Below are 17,436 nucleotides of genomic sequence, written 5' to 3'. Positions count from 1 at the left end.
ATTGTCTTGATATGATTATTGATTACTTTCAATAAAAAACCGTCTATTTTAATTTGAACGGGCTGTTAATGCCAGTTATCCTCTCATAAATTATCAGTTTTCTTACCTACAGTAAGGCAATATGTGAAGCTTAATCGAGTATTAGTCACCCATGCCTCATTTTTGTACGGTCAAAGCATTAACATTCAATAACAAAAGCGTAAAGACAGGCCGGTATATCTACCAAAAATGAAAAAATCAATTAAATCAGGTAAACACACAGGTTAGCCTCTACGAGTCAAAGAATTGGGAAAGCTCTTGATATATTATTTATCGACATCAAATTTTTTCCAGCGTAAGCGATTGGCGTTAGTCACTACCGTCAAAGAAGACATGGCCATGGCTGCACCAGCAATCATGGGGTTTAACAAAATACCAAATACGGGATACAACAAACCTGCGGCAACGGGGATACTGATAGTATTATAGAAAAAAGCCCCAATCAGGTTTTGTTTAATATTAATGACGGTCGCTTTGGATAGCTCGATTACTTCAGGTACTTTTAACAAGGAGCCTTGTAAAATGACGACATCGGCGCTTTCAATAGCGACATCAGTACCGGTACCAATAGCCAGACCTACATCAGCTTGTGCCAAGGCAGGTGCATCATTAATACCATCGCCAACCATACCGACGATTTCACCCTGTTGTTGCAACTCTCTCACCACAGCCGCTTTATCCTGCGGCAATACTTGCGCCCTGACTTCAGTAATACCGGCTTGGCGGGCAATAGCATTTGCCGTTAGTGGATTATCCCCGGTCACCATGATGATACGCAGGCCTTGATTTTTAAGACGCTGTACCGCTTGTGACGAATCCTTTTTAATGGGATCAGAGACCGCAATAATACCGGCTATTTTGCCATCTACTGCAAGTAGCATCGGCGTTTGACCCAAGGTTGACAGCTTTTCCAGACTATTGTTGTAAGGGGTAAAATTAATACCCTTGCTATCCATCAATTCCTTGTTGCCAAAAACAACAGCTTGTTTATTAATGTTGGCGGTGACTCCAAAACCGGCAACCGCTTCAAATTGCTGCACTTTTTCAAGTTTTATTTGCCGGTTTTCTGCCGCTTTTAAAATAGCCGCCGCCAAAGGATGTTCCGAACCTGACTCAATACTTGCAGCTAATTGCAAGACAAGCTCTTCGGTATAATCATCGAAGGCTTCAAGCGTTGACACAGTAGGTTTGCCTTCCGTTACCGTACCGGTTTTATCCAGGATTAAGCAGGTTAATTTGCCGGCTGCCTGTAATGCATCACCCTTACGAATCAAAATACCTGACTGTGCCGCACGACCCACCGCAACCATAACTGAAATGGGTGTTGCCAAACCCAGCGCACAAGGACAAGCGATAACCAGCACTGTCATTGACGTTACAAAAGCATAACCCAATGACGGATCGGGACCAAAAGTGTACCAGACCAGAAAAGTCAGCACTGAAATAGCAACGACGGCAGGGACAAAAACGCTGGAAATTTTATCAGCCAAGCGGGCTATTTCAGGTTTGCTGCTTTGTGCTTGCCGTACGCTTTTAATAATTTGTGCCAGAGCGGTATCACGTCCGATACGGGTTGCCTGAAACAGAAAGCTGCCGGTCTGGTTCATGGTACCGGCCACTACTTCTGAGCCAACAGTTTTTTCTACCGGCATCGGCTCACCGGTTAACATGGATTCATCCATTGTTGAATGTCCTTCCAGCAAAATACCGTCAACGGCAATTTTTTCGCCGGGCCTGACTCGCAAAGTCTCGCCCAAACCCACTTCTTCAATAGGAATATCCAGTTCTTCGCCCTCTCTAACCACACGAGCGGTACGCGGTTGCAAACCGATTAATTGACGAATCGCGCTGGATGTTTTACCTCTGGCCAGTGTTTCCAGACCGGTTCCCAAATTAATAAAAGCCAAAATCACTACAGCCGCTTCAAAATAAGCATGTTTTGCCAAGGTGGGCAAGGTTGCTGAATAATCAATGACTATGCAGGAGTAAAGCCATGCCGAACCGGTACCCAAGGCAATCAAGGTATCCATGTTGGCCTGACCCAGACGCAAGGACTTGATCGCGCCACTGTAAAAATTCCAGCCTGAATAAACCAGTATACTTAAAGTGATCAGGGCAATTTCCGGCCAAAGCCACTGCCCGGTCGCAGAACCTATTTCTGGCAGCCAGCTAAAATGCTCTGCCAGCATCAGTAAGGCACCATAAACTCCGGCAACCGCCGCTTTCTTCATTAGCTGGCGATAACGCTGTAATTCCTGCGCTTCCTGCTCGGCCGGATCTTCCATACCCTCCATGACTGCGGCATCAAAACCAGCCTCTTGAACCGCCTGCTTTAAAGCATCCGTGTCAGGATGGCCTTTAATCATCGCAGAATGATCGGCAAAATTAACACTGACAGAAGTAACTCCATCAACGGCAGCCAAAGCACCTTCAACAGCGCTTACGCAACCTGCACAACGCATTCCTAAAATAGATAAACGTACCTCATCAGAGGTTTTTTCTGTACTCATAAAATGTACCTACGCTAAAAGTTCGATAATTTATTAGCTACTTTACCAAGAAACCCGCGCCAGTAATGGTGTCTTTAATAGTATCCAATGTTGTTTTTTCAGTATCATACTCGACGCTAACAGTTTCATCCTTAAATACTGCTTTAACCGAAATAACACCATCAATGGCGTTTAGCTTACCGGTTACATTACTTTCACAACCACCACATTTCATACCGGTCACTGTTAAAACTGTAGATTCAATCATTGCTTTTTCCTTGGGTTAGTAATTTACATTTTTATATCATATTCGACTAATCGTCAGTAATTATGATACAACGTGTTAACTTTAAATACACAGTTATCCATCTTAGGTGATTTCCTGAGAAGAATATGACTTTTTATTCGTTTTCTGCGTAATTTGAACCTATTCATTTCTGGATATCACTTTAACTGCCAAACAACACGACGTTACTTATGCAATTAAACACCATTACCAACCAAACTATTGCGCTTGCCGGTATTGCTCAGGCAGCCGCATTGGTACAACAACTGGCCACCAAAGGAACTGCTGACCCGCTAGCCATGGAAACCAGTCTTGCCAGTGTCTTAAAAATAGATTCAGACAGCGTCATTGATATTTATGGAAGCCTGGATGGAATAAAACTGGGCTTGACGCAACTTAACATACAAATGACCGGCTTTAAAATTGTTAATCCTGAACAGGCGCGTTATTGTGCTTCACTGGTTTTTCTAGAAAATCAGTTATCAGATCGCAAGGATCTGCTTAATATCATTCAAATCGGCATTTCTAAAGCGCAGGCACAGAGTGAACACTTTGGTTTGTTACATGAAAACGTACTGGCAAATCTTGGCGATGTTTATCAGAATACCATCAGTACCTTGCAACCAAGAATCATGGTTAATGGTAATCAGGAATATTTATCCAGACCCGAAATTGCCAATAAAATACGTGCTTGTTTGCTGGCAGGTGTAAGATCAGCTATCTTGTGGCGACAATGTGGCGGTACGCGCTGGAAGTTTTTGTTTTACCGCAAAAAGATTCAGGCTGAATTACAAATCCTGCTAAAAAAGGTCTAGTCGCCAATATGGCAAACCTGATAACAGTTGACCATCTCTATCGTTATTACGGTAAAGTCTGTGCGGTTAATGACGTTGGTTTTACCTTGGAAAAAGGTGAAGTACTTGGTTTTCTTGGTCCTAATGGTGCAGGTAAAACCACTACCATGCAAATGCTGAGCGGTAACCTCGCGCCCAGTTCAGGGCAAATTATCATTAATGGTTTTGATTTACTGGATCAACCCAACAAGGCCAAACGCAGTCTTGGTTATTTGCCGGATACACCACCGCTTTATAAGGAACTGAGTGTACAAGAGTTTTTACACTATTGCGCGGCACTTCAAAGTATCCCTAAAAATGCCATCACTCATGCCATTAACAAGACCAAGGAACGCTGTGGCTTAATGGCTGTATCACACCGTTTGATTGCCAATCTGTCCAAAGGCTTTCAACAACGTGTCGGTATTGCCCAGGCTATCTTGCATAACCCGGATGTTATTATTCTTGATGAACCCACGGTTGGCCTTGACCCCATACAAATCAAAGAAATCCGCACCTTAATACGTGAATTGGGGCAAGATCACGGGATCATTCTATCGACACATATTCTTAACGAAGTACAAGAATCCTGTACGCATGTACAAATCATTCATCAAGGACGACTGATATTAAAGGAAAGTATTGCCGGTCTTAACGAGGCCATGAATACCGACAGTCTTCACGTTACCACCCGACTAGCCGCGGACAAAAGCCTTTTATTAGCCATTTCCGGCATAAATGCTATCGAAAATATTACCGACCATCAGCTCAATATCCATTACAACACAGTTAATGATCCAACCCGGCAAATTATCGAAACTATTATTGCCAATGGCTGGGAACTTCAGGAACTGACACCTATAAAAAAGTCAATGGAAGATGTTTTTATTGCCCTGACCAAGGATAGTCAGTCATGAGCATGATTTTAACAATAGCCACACGAGAGTTTAAAAGCCTGTTTATATCGCCGTTGGCCTGGACAGTATTGGCCATCCTGCAATGCCTGTTGGCCTATTTATTTTTAACCCAAGTTGAAACCTTCACCTTAATCCAGCCCAAATTAGCCGGCATTGACGGTGCACCCGGCTTAACCGATATTATCGTCACACCGTTATATGGTAACGCCGGCATTATTTTATTACTGGTCACTCCTTTGTTAACCATGCGCCTTATTTGTGAAGAACGCCGGAATAAAACCCTGACCCTGCTGCTGTCTGCGCCCATTTCCACTGTCGATATTATTATCGGCAAGTACTTGGGCAGCCTTGGCTTATTGTTGCTTCTGGTATGTCTCATCACCTTGATGCCGTTGTCTTTACTGATTGGCGGCGAACTGGATATGGGTAAATTATTTGCCAATTTTTTGGCATTATTGTTATTGGTCAGTGCCTTTACTGCTACCGGTCTGTTTATGTCCACTGTAGCAGGTCATCCTACGATTGCAGCAATGGGCACTTTCGGTATTTTATTACTGTTATGGATACTGGACTGGTCAGCGGGGATGAAAGAACAGCGCAGCGAACTCTTTGAATATTTATCCATTTTAAGGCATTTCCAAAATCTTCAAAGTGGCCTGATTAGCTCGGTGGATATAAGCTATTTTTTACTGTTTACTGCTACCTTTATCTTGCTAAGTATCCGCAGTCTGGATAACGACCGCTTACAAAAATGAAATTATCACCACGAATACACCAACAACTACGCCTGAAAAGCACTCTTGTTACCGCACTGTTATTATTTGTGCTGGGTACACTGGCTTTTTTAACTACGCGTTACAGCATACAAACAGATATTACCAACAATGCCGGCAATACCCTGTCGCAAGCCTCGCAAAAATTACTCCTTTCCCTACCCGATAAAGTCACTGTTACGGCTTATATTAAACAAGGCCAGCCGATAAGAACCCAAATTGCACAATTAGTGGATCGCTATAGCCGCTATAAAGCCAATTTAACGCTTAACTTTATCGATCCTGATTTTGAGCCTGAAAAAACCCGTGAACTCAATATAGGCCCGGAAGGGATTATTATTGTCGACTATCAGGAACGCACCGAAAAGCTCACCTTCATTGATGAGTCTTCGCTGACCAATGCCCTGTTACAACTAACCAACGCCAATGAACGCTGGATCACTTTTTTAACCGGTCACGGTGAACGCTCGCCTGATGGTATAGCCAATTTCGATTTTGGACAGTTTGGCAAAGAATTGGCTCATCGAAAAATCAATGCTCAAACACTTAATTTGGTAACGCTACCGGCTATTCCAGACAACTCGGCCTTGCTGGTCATTGCCGCTCCCAAAGTAGCGTTACTGACCGGTGAAATAGCTATCATCAAGGGGTATATTCAACGCGGTGGCAATCTACTGGTATTAACCGACCCTGATAACAAACAACTTACTGACTTACTAAAATTCTTGGGTATCAAGCAGCTTGATGGAATTATCGTTGACAGTAACTCAACGCTTTATGGTATTGATGACCCCAGCTTTATACTCGTCAGCGAATACGCACCTCATCCTGTCACCAAAGGTTTTCAGACTATAACCCTGTATCCGGTTGTGGCAGCACTTGAAATTGACGGTAAAACTGATTTTACCAGCTCACCCTTGCTAAGTAGTTCGGCAAAGTCATGGACAGAAACAGGGGCTATCAAAGGGAAAATACGTTTTGATGCCAATGGCCAAGAAAAACAAGGCCCGCTTGCTTTTGCCTATGCCTTAACCAGAAATTTCAATAAAACAACGCAGCAACGCATCGTGGTGGTTGGTGATGGCGACTTTTTATCCAATGCCTACTTAGGCAATGTCGGTAATCTGGATATGGGCTTAAAAACGGTTTCATGGCTCATTCATGATGACCGGTTTATCAACATTCCGGCAAAAATCGCAAGCGATAAAAGCCTGCAATTAACCCAAACAGCAGTTGCTGCCATAGGTTTTGGCTTTTTACTCATCATCCCGCTAGTGTTGATCGGTACAGGATTTATCATCTGGCACAAACGTAAACAGCGCTAATGCTGATGAAAGCAAACCTGACAGGCTTTATGTACCTGTCAGGCCTGACTACACCGTTATTGATTAACTAATCATTATGGGGCTCTGTTTACCATTAAGGCATCAGCTTGCAATTTTAACGCTTTAGCTTTATTCAACATAATATTACGCAGTCCCGGCAATGGCGACAAAGAGGCGGTATATTCCAGTTTATAAGCAGCTTTTAGCTTGTTCACTGCTTCAGGATAAGGTAATAACTGTCCTTCTGTCAGTACTTGAATGGCATCTTCGGTATCAGCTAACGCCAACAAAGTAATTTCTCTACCATTGCCTGCATTTAACCGAATAGCTTGATCATCTAGGGCATTGGAATTACGAATATTTTCCAACGCATTGATAGTTCTTAAAAATAAAGACACAGCAACCACTTGCGAAGAACCAATCTTGATAGTTCTATCCGCGTTAGACGAGGTAAGGTGACCTGGCGACTGATTAAAATCATCGGTATTATAATAAGCAACGGCTTCTTCTATACTGCTCACACTGTTGTTATGAAAGAAAGGTGCCGTATCTGCCGCTTCTATTAAACTGGGTGAATTAAAGCGACCTTCACCATAACTACACGGTGTATCCTCATCATTATCGTTACACCAACCTTTAATATCGACATCGCCAATTCCGCCGTCAATAGCAATGGTCGGATCCAATAACACCGCAGGTTGATCTTTCATGGCTTCAATGCCGGTATTTCTGGTAGGATTCCCACCCGTTGTAGAACTGATTGCACCGGCATTGCTATGGCAGCCATTACAATTAGCTCCCGTACCTAAAACTGCTTTACCGGCAACAACCGGATTATTTTTTACGTTAAATAAGACCAAGCCGCGTTGGACAATTTCGGATGTAAAAGTCATCTTGCTTAAATTCAATTCCTGACTACGTCCCAACGAAAGCATGTAGGCTTGTAAAGCATTTAATTCTGCATCAGTTGGCAATCGAAAATCGGTGCCGGGGGTTCTTGCCAAAGACTTGGTAAAATGTTGAACAATTGCACCAAAGGTAAACTCGCGCAAAGATCCGGTACCCACCGAGCCATCTCCAGACCAACCCAATGCATGAGCAAATTCTTCATCCAAAGCAAACTCGCCCTTTGCACCGTTTGGATTTACCATAAGTTCAGTAGTCATTGTTTTAGATAACCCCAAGGTATGAGGTACACCGCGCATCACTGCAGGTTTATTAAAACCGTCAATATTGGTTAAAATCAACCCCAGTTGGCGCATCAGCTTGGGATTTTCAAAACCTGTCTTCAAGGCCGGATTGGTTTCAGCGACAAATAACGGATCAGAAAGCGGCAGATTAGCGATATATTTTGGATCAATCGTATGATTGTTATCCAATCGATGGCAAGTGCTACAGGTACGTCCATTACCGTTAAACGTTTCATTAACAAAAATTCGGCGTCCTTCGGCAATCTGTGTACCCATTACACCAGCCAAATTAAGTTGATTAGCATCAACGGCAAGTGCCAGTTTAGGTAACAAAAAATCAAAAGGTGAACGGGTTTCAGATACGTCTTTTACACTACCAACTGCCGCTTGAGCCCAGATCTTGTCAGCGTAATATAAATTCTGTAAGAAATCGGGGGCCCCTGCAATAACAATACTTTGATCAGGGCTTTTCCCTGCCAAGGTTACTGTTACCATATCAATTTTAAAATCAGCCAGGGCGATTCGATTGATTTGTGTTGTCAGTTCAGCTATATCATTATGTTGAGTTAACGTACCCAGACGAAAAAAACTATCGCCAGTCTCCGGCTTAACGGTACGATTAACACCTTCATGATTATCAACCAACCACACATCATAAATTTGCTTGTCAAGATCTTTCACTTTAACGACTATGGAACCGTTTATTAAGTTAAGCTCCATAGTGCCGCGAGCTTTTGAGTCGGTATTTGATAACACTTTAGAATGGGCCAGTGATAAACGTAACGTAGTCGCATTACCACCCCGCGCTTCGTAATGTTCTTGCCATTGGCCATAAATGCCTTTCAGTGCATCCAGATTGCCATGACCTAAAACCATTTCTCCACTGCTTTCTGTTTCAGCTTTAAAGGCATAATTAGCAACCCCGCCACTAATAAGAACCATGATCGTAATTAATCCTAAAAGTCGATTTCGTGTCATTTTATTTGTCAATGTTGGTAAAAAGTTAAGGCCGCTTATCTTTCTTAAAGTCACAGAAAATCACCTAAGCCCGGGTTAAGTAGGTATCTAATTACATCTTCGCTTAAATTATTAGCAATATTTATACCACTTTCTTTTTGTAGTCATTATGAGCCTTGACTAATCAGTCAATTTTCAAACTAAGTTATTTGACGTACAAAAATCCGTTTCTATGGGATATCACACACTTTTGCAAAAAAATCATCTAGCTAAGCTTAGCGTGGACTATTTTTTTACAGGAAATCACTTAACCCTTATTGACAGTCATACATCTTCTACCCATCCCCATACTCTATTCCCGCCAACCTGGTCGTGGGTTTGCACGTCCGCACGGCGCAACGGACCTTGTTTGTCCGGATTACATCCCTCCCGATACTTTTAGCTAAAAATAACTCTCTTTGCAGTCTTATTGGCGTAATACTTGCTGTTGATCTCTACGAATCTAATCGGATTCAATCAATTTATTACCCATATTAAAGGAATTAAAAATGCAAAGCCCTTTCGCCCTAAAACCTTCCCTGCTAGCGGCAAGTTTATTACTGTTGGCGTTGATACCATTAGCCCATGTTCAGGCCAATACCACGGCGGTTTCTGGAACTATCAACAAAATCGGGGCAGGAACCACTTTTGATACCTGGCATATTCACATGCTCAACGCCGGTTCGTTTAACATTGACTTACTGGGCTATGAGGCCAATGCGGCTGGTGCAACTGCTGATTTAAACGGCGACGGCGAACTGACATTTTTAGACCCGGAAACCAATTTTTACAAAGATACTGGTAATCCTTTGGCAGCCGCAGATTTTCTGGCTCGTTGCGACGATGTCAATAACAATTGCTCCGCCGTCAATAATGCCACCATCAAATTGACCGATTCTTATACTTCGACCGGTAATTCCATTGGTTCAGCCGACGGCTCTCTTCACAAACGTGACCCGTCTTTTACCGTTACCCTGGCAGCAGGCGACTATCTCTATCTGGTGGCAGATTACAGATTGACACCCACTGAAGCGGTTTCCGGTATCAATGGAGGTGATGCCTTCTCCTCGCCATCAGGTTTTGTTAATCCTGTTACTGATCATGCTGACTATAGTATTACGCTTAGCTCCGCCACAATGAATATCGCTACCAACGGCCAAAACATAACCGTCTCATCCGTTCCCCTGCCTGCTGCTGTCTGGCTTTTCGCTAGCGCATTGGCCGGGTTTGGTTTATTCGGTCGCAAGAAAACCGGCTTGATTGCATAACCGTTATCTTGCCTTTGGATTTACGTAGGAACGGCACACCGTACGCCCCGTTAAAAAATGATCGCGGAAGGCGACTTGAGCCGTTAAAAAAATACGGCTAAAGTCACTTTCCTAAAAAAACCATATGATCAAGCGGTTATTTTCACTCCTGCATACCGTCACCCCCAGAAAATCTGGTAGATCCAAATTAAGCAGCTTTGTCCGCTTTGGATTCTGGACGGTTTTTTTGCTGTGTTAAAATACCCGAAATTAAGGCAAGTAGACCTTGATCTGACTTCATCCGATTCTTTTTTGTAACCTGACTACTAACGATAAAAATATGAGCCAATTTATGCAACTCGGCCAGGCCGCCATTCAACAAAAGAATATTGCTGAAGCCGTCGGTTGGTTTACCAAAGCCTTAACAGAAACCCCCAAAGATCCGCAAGTCCTGGCTTGTCTGGGACAATCGCTTTGCTGGCAAGGTCAGCGTGACCAAGGCATCATTCATTTACGTCAGTCAGGTCAATTATTACTAAAAAAAGCCCGTAAAAGTCGCGATACCCAGCTGGCTCTGGATATGGCTGATCAACTGCAATATTGGCATGATTATCCAGGTGCTCTTGATGTCTGCAAACAAGCAGTACTGATTAATCCCGGTTTCGTCAGAGGCTTTCAATTACTGGCTTTGACACATTCACGACTGAATCAAAAAAAGTCCGCTCTGGCCGCAGGTCGAAAAGCATTACAACTGGTTCCAGATAGCGCTACATTGGCCATTCTGCTGGCAACTCTGGAAGCTGCAGACGGCCTTACGGCAGAGGCCAAACGCCGACTGGAAAAAGTACTACAAAACCCGTCACTAACCCCTGAAGAACAATTCAGGGCTCATAAAGAACTGGCTCGCTTCCTCGATAAACTGGGCGAGTATGACCAGGTTTTTACGCATTTGCATCAATCAGCCGACGTTTCCAAACGCCTGCCTGAAGTATCACGCCAAGACGTAAAATTGGTACCACAGATGCTGAAAATCAATAAAGCCGGGTTTGACCACGAATTACTGGGGCGCTGGTCAAACACCCTGTTTCCGGCTGATCAACCTGCGCCGGTTTTCTTGCTGGGTTTTATGCGTACCGGCACCACGTTGACCCAGGAAGTGTTGGGTGCTAACCCTGATATTTTTGTCGCTGACGAAACCGATTTAATTGTTACCGTGGTTAAAGAATTAAACCGGCTTTCCCACAACCAGGGCAGCGTACCGGATCAACTGAGGAAACTTGATTTAGCCGGTGTACTGCACTTGCGAGAATTTTACTGGCACAGAGCCCATGCCTTATACGGCGACAAGATTGGCAGTCGCTTGTTACTTGATAAAACCACCATGAACACCATTGATTTAGGACTGATCAACTGTATTTTTCCTGATGCCAAACTGGTTTTCCTGCTGCGTGATCCTCGTGATGTCTGCCTGAGTTGCTTTATGCAGACCATGATACCCACACCTTCAACCGTACATCTACTTAGCTGGCAAGATACTGGACAATTTTATGCGCAGGTTATGGATTGGTGGATGACGATAAAGCCACAGTTAACCATGGATTTTATCGAATTTCGTTATGAAGATGCCGTATTCCAGTTTGAACCGGCATTTCGTAAAGTTTTTGATTTTTTGGATGTAAATTGGGATCCAGCCGTTGCGGATTTTCATAAACAGGCAGCCGGCAAATACATTGCCAGCCCCAGCTTTAACCAAGTCGCACAACCGCTGTATTCATCATCAGTTGGTCGTTGGCGGCATTACAAAGCCGAATATGCAGAAATCTCGACTTGGTTACAACCATTCATCAGCGCTTATAGCTACGACGACTGACAGCAAATTAATCATTTGGTGGAAGCGACGACGCCAGGCATAAAAAAACCCGCCAGAGTAGCCTTCGGCGGGTTTCGTGAGACAAGACTGTTTGCGAGAGTAAAGCAGTCCGTTGCGTTTAAAAGAAATTAAGCGGCGCTTTTGTTACGATGACGTAAACCTATAAAGCCTGCCATGGCACTGCCGAACAACCAAATAGCGGCAGGTACGGGAACAGCTGCGGGGGTGACTTGAATTAAATTTGTGGTCAATGATTCAGTACCAAGTGCCATATTTAATACAGAGCCACCTTGAGAACCTGCACCTACTCCACTCACATAGATAAAGCCTGTTGTAGTAAACCAGTTGGAAGCTATTATTTCAGGATCAACATCTCCCAGCTCTGTTCTGGATGGCTGGTAGTTTAAAGCAGTCAAATCGGCAAAGATATGCGTAAACGCCGACACTAACGAGTTACCGGACCAAGAGACTGTGTAGTCAGAAATTTCAGTGAAATTTGACCAGCTTGCGCCTGAGATCCAGCCATCACTATTGACGTCGCTAGCACTAAATGAACCTGAAATAGAAGCGCCTTCTTCATAGCCGGTTTGGGTAAAGTTATAAAGCGATGCCTGTGCAGGAGCAATTATCATAAAGCCGGCAATAAAAGCGGCCGCCAAAAATTTAATAGTCATGATCAATAATCCTTAAGGTGCAGTAGTGGCAGGTAGTACAGTTGAATAACGTGTACCGTTAGTAATGCCTTCAACCCCAAAAGTATTGGTGAAGTTACCAACAAATGATTCTTTGTTTGGTGTAAATTGCAGGTCAAAGTAAGAATCGATATGGACAATGCCAGGAACCGGATCAAAACTAATGTTGGCAGTCGCTGAACAATTAGTATTCATGGATGCCGTTCCATAAACAGGGCCGTTATAGCCAGGTTCATTAGCGGCGTTATTGCCAAACTCACAGTTACCGGTTAAAGCACCACCGGTAACAATATTTATGGTGCAGCGACCCATGTGATTATGATGATTGATAGCCGCTTGGTACATGACATAGTTGCCTACCAAATTGGCTTGTGTGCAAGGTGTGCTTGCAGAAAAAGCTTGTGAAGATACCAGTAAAGTTGTGGCGATAAATAAGATTTTTTTCATAATTAAGCTCCTTGGTTATTATTAATTATTTTTGAATTATAAAAAGCGCAATTGAAGACTAGGTTGCTTGAGGAAGCAAAACAGCTTGTTGCGCTTAAAAAAATTAAGCGGCGAATTTTTTACTACGACGCAAACCCAAGAAACCGGCCATGGCAGAACCAAACAACCACACGGCGCCAGGAACGGGAACAGCGCTGACTTGACCAACATTTAATTTATAACCATCCAACGTATCAACCCAACCACCCGCTCTATAACCACCTAAAGCAATAGTATAGATTTGACCGGCTTCAGCAGTAAAGCTAATATCATTCAAGTTGCTGGTCGAAGCGCCGCCCACACTATAGGCCACGATATTGGCAATTGCCGCAGCGTTTTTAACTGCAGTAGTACCAGATGCCAAGCCAGAAAAGTTAGTGCCCCCACCGGGTAATGAAGCCGAGGTTAAGCCTGATGCGTTATTGGTGGAGTTCCATGCACCGTGGTGAAGATAACTAGCGGTACTGATATCCATGCCTTTAAAGATGGTAAAGCCAATGTTGGGTGTAGTCGTTGGGCTAGTGCCGTTAACAGCAAGTGCGCTTAGGGTAACCAAGCCAGCGATATCGGATTTAAAAAGACCGAAATCAACATCATGTCGCCATCCGCCAGCTACTCCAGTATTTCCACTAATATTGTCACTCCAGCCACCTTTGGCAATATCAATATCAGCAGATACGCCATAACGGGCAATTGAATCGGCATTGGATATTTGCGCTGTACCGCCGCCGTTGAGTTGTACTGCCCAATGCAAAACACCGCCGCCTTTATAACCAAGAGGGGTTTTGTCTTGAGCAGCAGTACCTAACCAACCAGCACCGGTCGCCAGATCAATCGTATCCGTTCCGGAAGGCGTACTATCAGCCACACCACCCCAAACCCAACCATCCGTTTCTCCGGCAGAACAAGGCGCACAAGGAACCGTACCTTGGCTATGAAACAAATTGTACATCGTTGTTGAAGACGCAGAGGCGCTGGAAACAGAACCTGCAGTTAAAGCAACGCCAGTAATTGTCAAAGCAATTGCTTTAGCTAATTTTGTTTTTGTCATCGTTATTTCTCGTTTTTAAAAGTCACTCTATCCGGCGTTTTACTAATAATTAACTATCATCAGAAAAACACCAGCGCCCTCTCTCGTTAAATGACGAGAAAGGCAACCCGGCTGTCTTTAAGTTAAACCCAAGATCCGTAGCTTTCCGAGCCCGCTTCACAACGGGGGTGGCAAATTTTAAAGCATTTACAGCATCCCTTTCCGCACCATCTTTCCTGAAAGTGAACCAGTCATCAGTGTTATTACTGGCTCTTGCCCCTATCTATCATAGAGCGTTATGTACCAAGCAGATTTTGTGCCATTTTTTTTTAAAGCAGAATTTAAGTATTTACTTACAATAGGTTACTTAATATTAACAATTACGATCACAACAAAAACAAGCACTAGAGCAACCAATTTTCATTAAAAAACAGGGATATCACCTACTTTTTAAAAAATTTATGCTAAATAACACAACTTACTTAATCAACCGTTAACCTAGCCGCAATTTGTTACTTACCGTAACTTAAATATTTATCCAACCTGTTGTAAGTAATACCTTTCACTGTTTATTTAAAAGATGGCATGAAACCTGCTAATTAATTATCCGATAGACCAGACAAGCAATAATTATCGTGTCTGCCTGCTATTAGAAAAAGAGAGCGCTGTAAGGGCTTATTTAAAAACCATATGCTATAAAGCCACTCCCGTTGTGAAGCGGGGTCGGAAAACTACGGGTCTTGGGTTTACCTGCAAGATAGCCGGGTTGCTCCCTTTACATTGAGGGACTGCAAAACATAACAATCAGGAATAGAAATAATGAATCAATTTAAAAAACTGGCTATTGCCGGTGCGATAAGCACATTGATGTTAATCACAACGGCAACGGAAGCCAGCGTGACTTACAACTTAAATCCTTCAACAGCCAATTCTAATTCAACCGGCCCATGGTCTGATGGAACAACGGTAAATCCAATCGGTTACACCGGCAGAATGCCGGTAACGTGGGTAGCCGATATTCAAAATAATAGCAACCCAAATGCCACTGACACCGTATCGACAGCCAATGCTATAACCCAGGGCGCAGCCAGTACATACTCGGTTGCGTCGTCATCTAATCGATGGAACCCAACTCGCAGTTGGGGCAATGCACTTGATTTTGGTTTGATTACTTTGCATACGACCGGCAATTTATTAATTAATGTTGCCGCTGACACCAGCCAAAGCTCTACCTTTATGCCCGGGTTCACTCTTTTTAGTGGCTGGGATACTTCTGCAACCAGCAATAAACATGGTTCATGGAATGTTGCGCTTCCGGCAGTTCCGGTTAATCCCAGAAGTACCAGCGGCTTAAGTTATTTGGGGCAAGCATCTACAACAGTTGCTGGTGGCGCTGCATCATATCTTTTTACCAATCTGGCAGCAGGTAATTACAGCTTGTGGATTGGTGGTAACGGTACTATTGCTTCACCAGTGGGCTCTCAAAGCTATATAGCCAACATCACTGCCTCACCTGTTCCTGTTCCCGGTGCAATTTGGTTATTTGGTAGCGCATTGGCTGGCTTTCTAGGTTTACGTCGTCGCTCTGTAGCCGCATAACAGATCACAGATACGATCGTTAAAATGATACCCGGCAAATAGACTCGATATAACGTCATGGAATCGTGACTAATCGAAATCGGACACCTCAATTTTACTTTACCTATCGAAGCTACTTGCTACTAATCCGTTTCTATGACTTTTATTTGCCAATTAAATAAACTTTTACTATTAACAAAGAAAATTAAAATGACAATACTCAGAACAACCATAGCCACCATTCTTGCTGGCGCAGCTTTAGCCGGTGTTTCTACACAAGCCAGTGCCATTAGTGTTAGCGCAACACCAGAAACATTTAATGCCACTGGTACCATCACGAATAGTGCCGGCACCAACGTTATTGGCACCAGCATGAACAATGCAGGTGGTCATATTCTTACCGCAGGGACAGCACAGTCAGCCATCTACCATGATTACACCACAGTAAAATCTTGGGCAGATATGCAAATCGATCTTGGCTGGATGCACGCAGTAGATTGGGTACAACTAAATATCACTGACTCTGGGACTTACCAGATCAAAGATGAAGTCATTGGTTTACGCAATGTCGCCGCTTCCTGGATTAACCAAAACACCACAATCAGCCCCTCGCTCACAGTATGGTCGTTAGCTGGCAGCACCTTTACCAGTACAGGCCAAAGCAACAATGCAACTACCGTTCAAAGCCCGTTGGCTTATGGCTATACAACCGGCGGCAATAACAACAAGATGGGCTTTAACCAAGTAGCCGCACCGTCAAGCAGCAACAATGGTAATTTTTTAACTGCAGGCGGCGTGAATGGTATTGTTGGTTATTCAAATTCCGGTGTCAGTGGCTGGTATAACGGCAATGGTGATTTAGTTGGTTCAGGTTCTGCAGGCGCATCTTCCGGAACCAATGCTAACGGCTTTAAATGGACTGACCTAACTGTTAATCTGGCAGCGGGCAGTTACATACTGGCTATCGGCGGCAGCTGTGTTGATCTTCAAAACTGCGGCCCTGTTACTTCAATTAACTCAACTACCGGCGTTAAATCATGGGGTACAGGATGGCATGAACTAACCGTTACTGCTGTTCCTGTTCCCGGTGCAGTGTGGTTATTTGGTAGCGCGTTGGCTGGTTTTATAGGTTTGCGTCGTCGGTCTGTAGCGGCATAAGCAATTACCCAATAGAACCGTTAAAATAATACCCGGCAAGTAGACTCGATATAATGTAATGGAATCGTGACTAATCGAAATCAGACACCTTGATTCTGCTTTACGCCATCGAAGCTATTTGCCGACTCCCCTGCTTCCGTAATTTTTATCCGGCACTTAAAATAAACCGTTTTATTAAATTACGGCATATCCCCCGCTTTTCATTTTTTTTATGTCAAATAACACAGTTTAAATAATTGTGCCTCCAGTTTCGCACTGGTTTTTACTACAAATGCAATAACATTATTAAGCAACCTGTTGTAAGCAAAGGTTTTCTCTATATTTGTTAAATATATGGCATAAAATCTGCTTGTTAAAAATACAGAATAAACCAGCAACAACTATCACAGCCGGTTTGCTCTCAAAAAAGAAAGTACTGCATAAAGATGATGCAAAACTTTATAACTTTGCCACCCCCGTTGTGAAGCGGGCTCGGAAAGCCACGGATCTTGGGTTTTACTTAAGATAGCCGGGCTGCCTCTTTCGTC

14 protein-coding genes and 3 riboswitches are annotated in these 17,436 nt (G+C 43.5%); of the genes, 8 read left to right on the top strand and 6 right to left on the bottom strand.

What is annotated here, in order from left to right; all coding sequences use genetic code 11:
• Positions 1-305: 305 nt before the first annotated feature.
• A complete protein-coding gene (locus N7974_RS10445) occupies positions 306-2,549 on the bottom strand; it encodes a heavy metal translocating P-type ATPase (RefSeq protein WP_262965554.1) in 2,244 nt (747 codons plus the stop codon).
• A gap of 37 nt (positions 2,550-2,586) precedes the next feature.
• A complete protein-coding gene (locus tag N7974_RS10440; protein WP_262965553.1) occupies positions 2,587-2,796 on the bottom strand; it encodes a heavy-metal-associated domain-containing protein in 210 nt (69 codons plus the stop codon).
• A 209-nt stretch (positions 2,797-3,005) separates the two neighbouring features.
• Between N7974_RS10440 and hflD the strand changes: the two genes are divergently transcribed.
• From hflD to N7974_RS10420, 4 genes are read left to right on the top strand one after another with little or no spacing between them, the layout of a single operon-like run.
• Complete coding sequence (gene hflD, locus N7974_RS10435; RefSeq protein WP_262965552.1) at positions 3,006-3,629, top strand: high frequency lysogenization protein HflD; 624 nt, start codon at positions 3,006-3,008, stop codon at positions 3,627-3,629.
• An 8-nt stretch (positions 3,630-3,637) separates the two neighbouring features.
• Positions 3,638-4,564 carry an ABC transporter ATP-binding protein gene (locus N7974_RS10430; protein WP_262965551.1) on the top strand — a complete coding sequence of 309 codons (927 nt, stop codon included), beginning with the start codon at positions 3,638-3,640 and terminating at the stop codon, positions 4,562-4,564.
• 2 nt (positions 4,565-4,566) lie between these two features.
• Positions 4,567-5,319 carry an ABC transporter permease subunit gene (locus tag N7974_RS10425; protein ID WP_262965593.1) on the top strand — a complete coding sequence of 251 codons (753 nt, stop codon included), beginning with the start codon at positions 4,567-4,569 and terminating at the stop codon, positions 5,317-5,319.
• The gene (locus N7974_RS10420; RefSeq protein ID WP_262965550.1) at positions 5,316-6,662 is read left to right on the top strand and encodes a GldG family protein; all 1,347 of its coding nucleotides are present in this window, start codon (positions 5,316-5,318) and stop codon (positions 6,660-6,662) included. The genes N7974_RS10425 and N7974_RS10420 overlap by 4 nt, the downstream gene beginning before the upstream one ends.
• A 74-nt stretch (positions 6,663-6,736) precedes the next feature.
• Here N7974_RS10420 and N7974_RS10415 read toward each other — a convergent pair whose 3' ends face one another.
• A complete protein-coding gene (locus N7974_RS10415) occupies positions 6,737-8,794 on the bottom strand; it encodes a hypothetical protein (RefSeq protein WP_262965549.1) in 2,058 nt (685 codons plus the stop codon).
• A 563-nt stretch (positions 8,795-9,357) separates the two neighbouring features.
• On the opposite strand from N7974_RS10415, the gene N7974_RS10410 reads away from it, so the two are divergent.
• Positions 9,358-10,116 carry a VPLPA-CTERM sorting domain-containing protein gene (locus tag N7974_RS10410; protein WP_262965548.1) on the top strand — a complete coding sequence of 253 codons (759 nt, stop codon included), beginning with the start codon at positions 9,358-9,360 and terminating at the stop codon, positions 10,114-10,116.
• Positions 10,117-10,435: 319 nt separating this feature from the next.
• Positions 10,436-11,965, top strand: coding sequence for a tetratricopeptide repeat-containing sulfotransferase family protein (locus N7974_RS10405; protein ID WP_262965547.1), 1,530 nt, complete (start codon positions 10,436-10,438; stop codon positions 11,963-11,965).
• Positions 11,966-12,093: 128 nt separating this feature from the next.
• Here N7974_RS10405 and N7974_RS10400 read toward each other — a convergent pair whose 3' ends face one another.
• From N7974_RS10400 to N7974_RS10390, 3 genes are all read right to left on the bottom strand, one after another.
• Complete coding sequence (locus N7974_RS10400; protein WP_262965546.1) at positions 12,094-12,639, bottom strand: VPLPA-CTERM sorting domain-containing protein; 546 nt, start codon at positions 12,637-12,639, stop codon at positions 12,094-12,096.
• Positions 12,640-12,651: 12 nt separating this feature from the next.
• Positions 12,652-13,104, bottom strand: coding sequence for a hypothetical protein (locus tag N7974_RS10395; protein ID WP_262965545.1), 453 nt, complete (start codon positions 13,102-13,104; stop codon positions 12,652-12,654).
• 103 nt (positions 13,105-13,207) lie between these two features.
• Positions 13,208-14,194 carry a PEP-CTERM sorting domain-containing protein gene (locus tag N7974_RS10390; protein ID WP_262965544.1) on the bottom strand — a complete coding sequence of 329 codons (987 nt, stop codon included), beginning with the start codon at positions 14,192-14,194 and terminating at the stop codon, positions 13,208-13,210.
• A gap of 98 nt (positions 14,195-14,292) precedes the next feature.
• Positions 14,293-14,376, bottom strand: a riboswitch (cyclic di-GMP riboswitch).
• A 487-nt stretch (positions 14,377-14,863) separates the two neighbouring features.
• Positions 14,864-14,947: riboswitch (cyclic di-GMP riboswitch) on the top strand.
• 45 nt (positions 14,948-14,992) lie between these two features.
• Here N7974_RS10390 and N7974_RS10385 point away from each other — a divergent pair.
• Positions 14,993-15,772, top strand: a complete 780-nt coding sequence (locus N7974_RS10385) for a PEP-CTERM sorting domain-containing protein (RefSeq protein ID WP_262965543.1) — start codon at positions 14,993-14,995, stop codon at positions 15,770-15,772.
• Positions 15,773-15,961: 189 nt separating this feature from the next.
• Positions 15,962-16,909 (top strand): VPLPA-CTERM sorting domain-containing protein, encoded by a 948-nt coding sequence (locus N7974_RS10380; RefSeq protein ID WP_262965542.1) that lies wholly within the window; start codon positions 15,962-15,964, stop codon positions 16,907-16,909.
• Between the two features lie 438 nt (positions 16,910-17,347).
• Positions 17,348-17,430, top strand: a riboswitch (cyclic di-GMP riboswitch).
• Positions 17,431-17,436 lie beyond the last annotated feature (6 nt).

Source organism: Methylobacter psychrophilus, from assembly GCF_025583945.1.
GTDB lineage: Bacteria > Pseudomonadota > Gammaproteobacteria > Methylococcales > Methylomonadaceae > Methylobacter_C > Methylobacter_C psychrophilus.
The sequence above is the reverse complement of the archived record's forward strand: the minus strand, read 5'-3'. Positions and strand labels throughout refer to the sequence as shown.

What these genes read in the sequence shown, in the direction of transcription:
- N7974_RS10400 (WP_262965546.1), bottom strand. Translation starts at nt 12,639, where the DNA reads ATGACTATTAAATTTTTGGCGGCCGCTTTTATTGCCGGCTTTATGATA.
- N7974_RS10405 (WP_262965547.1), top strand. Translation starts at nt 10,436, where the DNA reads ATGAGCCAATTTATGCAACTCGGCCAGGCCGCCATTCAACAAAAGAAT.
- N7974_RS10425 (WP_262965593.1), top strand. Translation starts at nt 4,567, where the DNA reads ATGATTTTAACAATAGCCACACGAGAGTTTAAAAGCCTGTTTATATCG.
- N7974_RS10415 (WP_262965549.1), bottom strand. Translation starts at nt 8,794, where the DNA reads ATGGTTCTTATTAGTGGCGGGGTTGCTAATTATGCCTTTAAAGCTGAA.
- N7974_RS10420 (WP_262965550.1), top strand. Translation starts at nt 5,316, where the DNA reads ATGAAATTATCACCACGAATACACCAACAACTACGCCTGAAAAGCACT.
- N7974_RS10380 (WP_262965542.1), top strand. Translation starts at nt 15,962, where the DNA reads ATGACAATACTCAGAACAACCATAGCCACCATTCTTGCTGGCGCAGCT.
- N7974_RS10430 (WP_262965551.1), top strand. Translation starts at nt 3,638, where the DNA reads ATGGCAAACCTGATAACAGTTGACCATCTCTATCGTTATTACGGTAAA.
- N7974_RS10440 (WP_262965553.1), bottom strand. Translation starts at nt 2,796, where the DNA reads ATGATTGAATCTACAGTTTTAACAGTGACCGGTATGAAATGTGGTGGT.
- N7974_RS10410 (WP_262965548.1), top strand. Translation starts at nt 9,358, where the DNA reads ATGCAAAGCCCTTTCGCCCTAAAACCTTCCCTGCTAGCGGCAAGTTTA.
- N7974_RS10385 (WP_262965543.1), top strand. Translation starts at nt 14,993, where the DNA reads ATGAATCAATTTAAAAAACTGGCTATTGCCGGTGCGATAAGCACATTG.
- N7974_RS10445 (WP_262965554.1), bottom strand. Translation starts at nt 2,549, where the DNA reads ATGAGTACAGAAAAAACCTCTGATGAGGTACGTTTATCTATTTTAGGA.
- N7974_RS10395 (WP_262965545.1), bottom strand. Translation starts at nt 13,104, where the DNA reads ATGAAAAAAATCTTATTTATCGCCACAACTTTACTGGTATCTTCACAA.
- hflD (WP_262965552.1), top strand. Translation starts at nt 3,006, where the DNA reads ATGCAATTAAACACCATTACCAACCAAACTATTGCGCTTGCCGGTATT.
- N7974_RS10390 (WP_262965544.1), bottom strand. Translation starts at nt 14,194, where the DNA reads ATGACAAAAACAAAATTAGCTAAAGCAATTGCTTTGACAATTACTGGC.